Genomic DNA, 4,703 nt, shown 5'->3' with positions numbered 1-4,703 from the left:
AGGCAAGACCTGTTTATTTAAACAGAGATGATTCTATAGAAGCACACTTATTAAGTCCAAGTTCATGATAAATTTGTTGTAAGAAAAGATATCCACCATTAAAAGATCTTTGTTCATTCTTTTTAATAATTTTAGTAGGAGCATAAGAAAGCATAATCGTATGCTTATTTTCCTTTTCTTTTTTGTTTAAATCTTCAATATATTTTTTAGCCCACTCAATAGAGTTTTCACCATTAAGCTTTTTTAATAAGTCGTCATATGTACCTGATTTTTCAACAATCTTAGATGAATGCTTCCCATTAATATACGTAGACTTAATAACATAAAGTGATTGAGAATTCTTAGACTTAGATATTTTTAATCTCATAAGATGCACCTCCTACTAATAGTATAACATATTACTCAAAAGTACTTGATAAAAAAATGTAAAATTTGATAAAAAAATAGCCTTTTTATAAGGATTACAAAGGTTTTATATAATTACAAGTGTCAAACTCCCGTCAACTTGTAAAGCCAGACCCCAGGCTCTCTTTTTGGAAAGATAACAGAAATTTTTATATAAGTACCATTATCAAAAAAAATATATATTATTTACAATAAAATAATGTTATAATTTATGGTAGTTATTGTTATTAGAAATGAGGTAAAAATTATGCGAATTGAAAAATTAAAATTACAAAACTATAGAGGATTTGATAAATTTACTTTAAATATACCAGATGATTATGCTGTTATTATTGGTGATAATGGTTCAGGCAAGACAGCAATTTTAGAAGCTATTTGCATCTGTTTGGGAACCATATTGGTTGGATTTGACGGTGTAAATTCAATTGGAATAAAAAAAGATGATGTAAGACTTGAATATTTTCCTCTTGGGAGCTTAGGAAATTTACAGCCTCAATATCCAATTAATATTTCATGTAATATGAGAGTTAATAGTCAATTATTTAATTTTTCAAGAAGTATTAATAAACCAGGTGGAAGTACTACTAGAACTGATGCAAAGAAAATAATTTCTTATTTTAATGGAGTTGATAAGAAGGTTAAGAAAGGTGCAAATGATATTGTTCTTCCTTTAATATCATACTATAGTACTGGAAGATTATGGCTTCATTCATCTAAAAGTAAAAAAACAAGTAGGAATAAATTTGATATAAAGATAAAAGAAGAGACTACAAATTACCAATTTAATAGGTTAAATGGATATATTGATTGTCTATCAGCAAAAACGAATGAGAAATTAATGTTAAAATGGTTCGAGAATATGGAATACATTGAATTTCAAAGAAAAATGGATCTTCCAGAGTTGGGTATTGTCAAACAAGCAATTGTAGAATTTTTTTTAAATTCTTTGGATTACAAAGTTGATTTTGGTATGATAGACATTGATTTCGATCCAGTTCTTAATCAATTAGTGATTGAATATCCGGATAATGAGGGAAAAAAAATTAGATTACCATTTGGAATGCTAAGTGATGGGTATAAAACAATGCTAAGCTTAGTGGCTGATATTGCCTATAGAATGGCAACTCTTAACCCGAATTTGTTAGAACGAGCTTTGTCAGAAACTAAAGGCATTGTAGTAATTGATGAAATTGATATGCATTTACATCCAAAATGGCAAAGACATGTGATAGAAGATTTGAGAAATATATTTCCAAATTTACAGTTCATATTTACTACTCATTCAGAACATGTTATCAGTAATGTAAGCCAAGAACATATAATAAAGATTGGTCCAAAGGGTGTAATGTATAAGGTGCCTTTTACAAAGGGGAGAGATATAAATTCATTAACATCAGAAGTTATGGATTTGCCTGTACGTGAAAAGAACGCACAAGAATTGATTAATTCATTTTATAGTAAAATTGACAATAAAAGTATTGATAAAGCAAAAATAATTCTTGATAAAATGATTGAAATGTTTGGGGAAAAGGATACTGAAGTTATTAAAGCAAATACTGAATATACATTAGAGGTTGAATAATGAAAAGAATTATTAAAGGCACTGAACCTACAAAATTAATTGAATACAGGAACACAGAAAACGCTTCATATAAGAATTTACCAACTATGACAAAGACTATAATTAGAAATCAATTATTAGAAGAACAAGGGTACATTTGCTGCTATTGTTTGTCAAGAATACCGCATTCAAAAGTACCGATAAACATGCAAATGAAGATTGAACATTTTTTACCTGAATCAGGCGAAACGAAAAGTGAAGAATTGGTTTATAAAAATTTGTTTGCGGCATGTAATGGAAATGAAGGATTACCTTCGGATGTACAACAGTGTGATACCCATAAAAAGAATAATATTATTACCTTGAACCCTTTAGATGAATTTATAGAAGATCAGTTTATATATAAGCAAGATGGATATTTAAAAACAGATGATTCTTCAAAGCAGCATGAAGTTGATGACATTTTAAATCTGAACAATGATAAGCTTGTATTCTGTCGAAAGGCGGCAATTGATGGTACTAGAGATAGGCTAATAAGGATTAAAAGAAAGGGTATTTGGAATAATGACATTCTTCAAAAAGAGATTGATAAATTATATAGGAAGCATGAAGGGAAGTATACACCGTATTGCTTGGCTGCAATACAATATCTAAAGCGTAAGATGATATAGAATAAATTGCGACGCCACAGTGATACTAATTAAATCATCAACCATAAAAATAACATCAAAGCTAATAAATACACCTAAATCAACCATTTACAAGGTAATAATGACCCTTTCACGGAGTGGGAATAACCGATTTCGACAGCCATATGTCATTCACTGTAATATAGAAATTATATATGCCATTAGAAAATAAATTGAAAATTATTTTCTGGTGGCATGTTTTATAGCATAAAAATGAGTGCTAAACTTACAATAGAAAGGCAGAGGGAAAAATACTAGTGGCGACTAAGGTGTTAACATCTTTATGTTCAAAGGTTTTTATATTAATTTTTAATCCCATGGTAACCGTAGACATAAGAATAAAGAAACTACCTAATTGTTTTAATAGTTGTATAAAGTCTATAGAGACAGATGCAATGGCATATGTTGTTGAGATGATTTGATAACAGGTGTTAAGGATATAAATAATCCCGACGAGTACAAAATACTACACATATCTTGGAAACTGCACTTTTTTAGTCTTAAAATATCCTTTTAAAAAATAACTTAATATGAGGGTAACGCACCGAGTAAGTGTATGTGGCACCAAACATTTTGAAAAAATGTGAGAATATTCAATGGAAATTGAAAATAGTATGGGGTCAGTTCCCATAGTGGAGTGAGCTTTGCGAAACGGAACTTGCTAGAGACAATGAAATAGTTACCTTTCTTCTCTGATATTAATTTGATATTAAAAAATCCATCAACCTAAGATAATATGAATAAACTACGCACAAATAGTGTAAAACGTAAACTAAAACTAAACAAATAAGCTTAATAAGACTTATAACTTATTGAGTGGGAGTTAAAGAACGAAAACGCTCGAATCATTAGTTTTCGATGCTAAGTGGTGTTTGATTCCATGTACATATTAAGAACCAATAATATTCAAAATTTGAAGGGTTCCATCGAGATTTTGGAATATTAAATTTGTTAAGAATCTTTGGTCTGATATTTGTAAGATAAAAGGCTGTTGGAATTTTTAGACTGCTATGATTCTGATATATATACAGCCCTAAATAGTATATTGCAATTTTATGTTCAGAACGAAGTTACTTATTAAACAATCAAATGAATATTGAGTTCATATGGTTATTTTTTACCTTGTATTATTTCAGAAGATGTGTCTGAAAAAAGTGTGAAATAAGGAAAAAGAAGAGAGCATGGTTATAAGCCTGTCAATGAAAAATATAGCCTCACATATGCATTTAAAAGTTTATGTAAATGTGCATAATGTGGATCTATACTTCTTTTTTATGAAGTAAGAAATTTAATTCTGTATTTGTCATATAAATGTTTGATTTTATTATTAATGAAGAATATAATGATAAATGAAGTTTTTTGTAAAGGAGTGATGAATTTTGGAACACGAAACAACCAAACAAGTAACAGAAGAATGGGGAATCACTTCGAGAATGGTACAAAAACTTTGTGTCGAAAACAAGATAGAGGGTTGCTGTGAAATTGAGTGGTGTGTGCTTTATTCCAATTGCTAAACAAGTAGAATAGCAAAGGGGGACTAGAAGTAGTATTAGAGAACTGAGAAGCATTGTTGCAATATTATATAGAAACAATAGACTTTTGAATAAAATATCTGTTATTAGATAAATTATAAATTAATAAAAGTAAAAGAATAACTTATTTGGAGAATTGGTGATTAATGTGGAAAAAGCATATGAAATAGGTCAAGATGGGAAGCAAATATTTGTTTGTGCAAACAAATTGGATAAGCTATATGGAAGAAACATCTCATATCATGAGAAGAAGTTTGTTTGCAAAGAATGTGGCGAGTACGTTTCTTATGTCTATAGAAACAGGTACAATTCATTTTTTAGACATCAAAATAGCGAAATGGGGACTGAGTGTAATCTTAGAAGAAGTGGTCATGCTATTGGAAACATTTATGAGCGTAAAGGTCCTTCGTTGGTCATTAGTGTAAATGCTATAATGAAAATGTAGAAAAGTTCCAACATAAAAATGTAGGAATTTATACAGTTTTGTTTTAGCATTTTTTGCTATAATTGTGCTAT

At 29.3% G+C, this 4,703-nt stretch carries 5 protein-coding genes; 4 read left to right on the top strand and 1 reads right to left on the bottom strand.

Annotation, left to right across the window (positions count from 1 at the left end; translation table 11 throughout):
• Window positions 1-13: 13 nt before the first annotated feature.
• Window positions 14-367 (bottom strand): hypothetical protein, encoded by a 354-nt coding sequence (locus tag ACX6CF_RS22810; RefSeq protein WP_458787685.1) that lies wholly within the window; start codon window positions 365-367, stop codon window positions 14-16.
• Window positions 368-652: 285 nt separating this feature from the next.
• Here ACX6CF_RS22810 and ACX6CF_RS22805 point away from each other — a divergent pair, with 285 nt between their 5' ends.
• The 4 genes from ACX6CF_RS22805 (at window position 653) to ACX6CF_RS22790 (ending at window position 4,632) form a co-directional block, all read left to right on the top strand.
• Complete coding sequence (locus ACX6CF_RS22805; protein ID WP_458787684.1) at window positions 653-1,987, top strand: AAA family ATPase; 1,335 nt, start codon at window positions 653-655, stop codon at window positions 1,985-1,987.
• Complete coding sequence (locus ACX6CF_RS22800; RefSeq protein WP_458787683.1) at window positions 1,987-2,637, top strand: retron system putative HNH endonuclease; 651 nt, start codon at window positions 1,987-1,989, stop codon at window positions 2,635-2,637. The genes ACX6CF_RS22805 and ACX6CF_RS22800 overlap by 1 nt, the downstream gene beginning before the upstream one ends.
• Before the next feature lie 1,397 nt (window positions 2,638-4,034).
• Window positions 4,035-4,169, top strand: a complete 135-nt coding sequence (locus ACX6CF_RS22795) for a hypothetical protein (protein ID WP_458787682.1) — start codon at window positions 4,035-4,037, stop codon at window positions 4,167-4,169.
• 166 nt (window positions 4,170-4,335) lie between these two features.
• The gene (locus ACX6CF_RS22790; protein ID WP_458787681.1) at window positions 4,336-4,632 is read left to right on the top strand and encodes a hypothetical protein; all 297 of its coding nucleotides are present in this window, start codon (window positions 4,336-4,338) and stop codon (window positions 4,630-4,632) included.
• Window positions 4,633-4,703: the final 71 nt, after the last annotated feature.

The sequence above is a fragment of the Vallitalea sediminicola genome (genome assembly GCF_054408565.1).
This window is presented reverse-complemented; position numbering and strand designations above follow the sequence as displayed.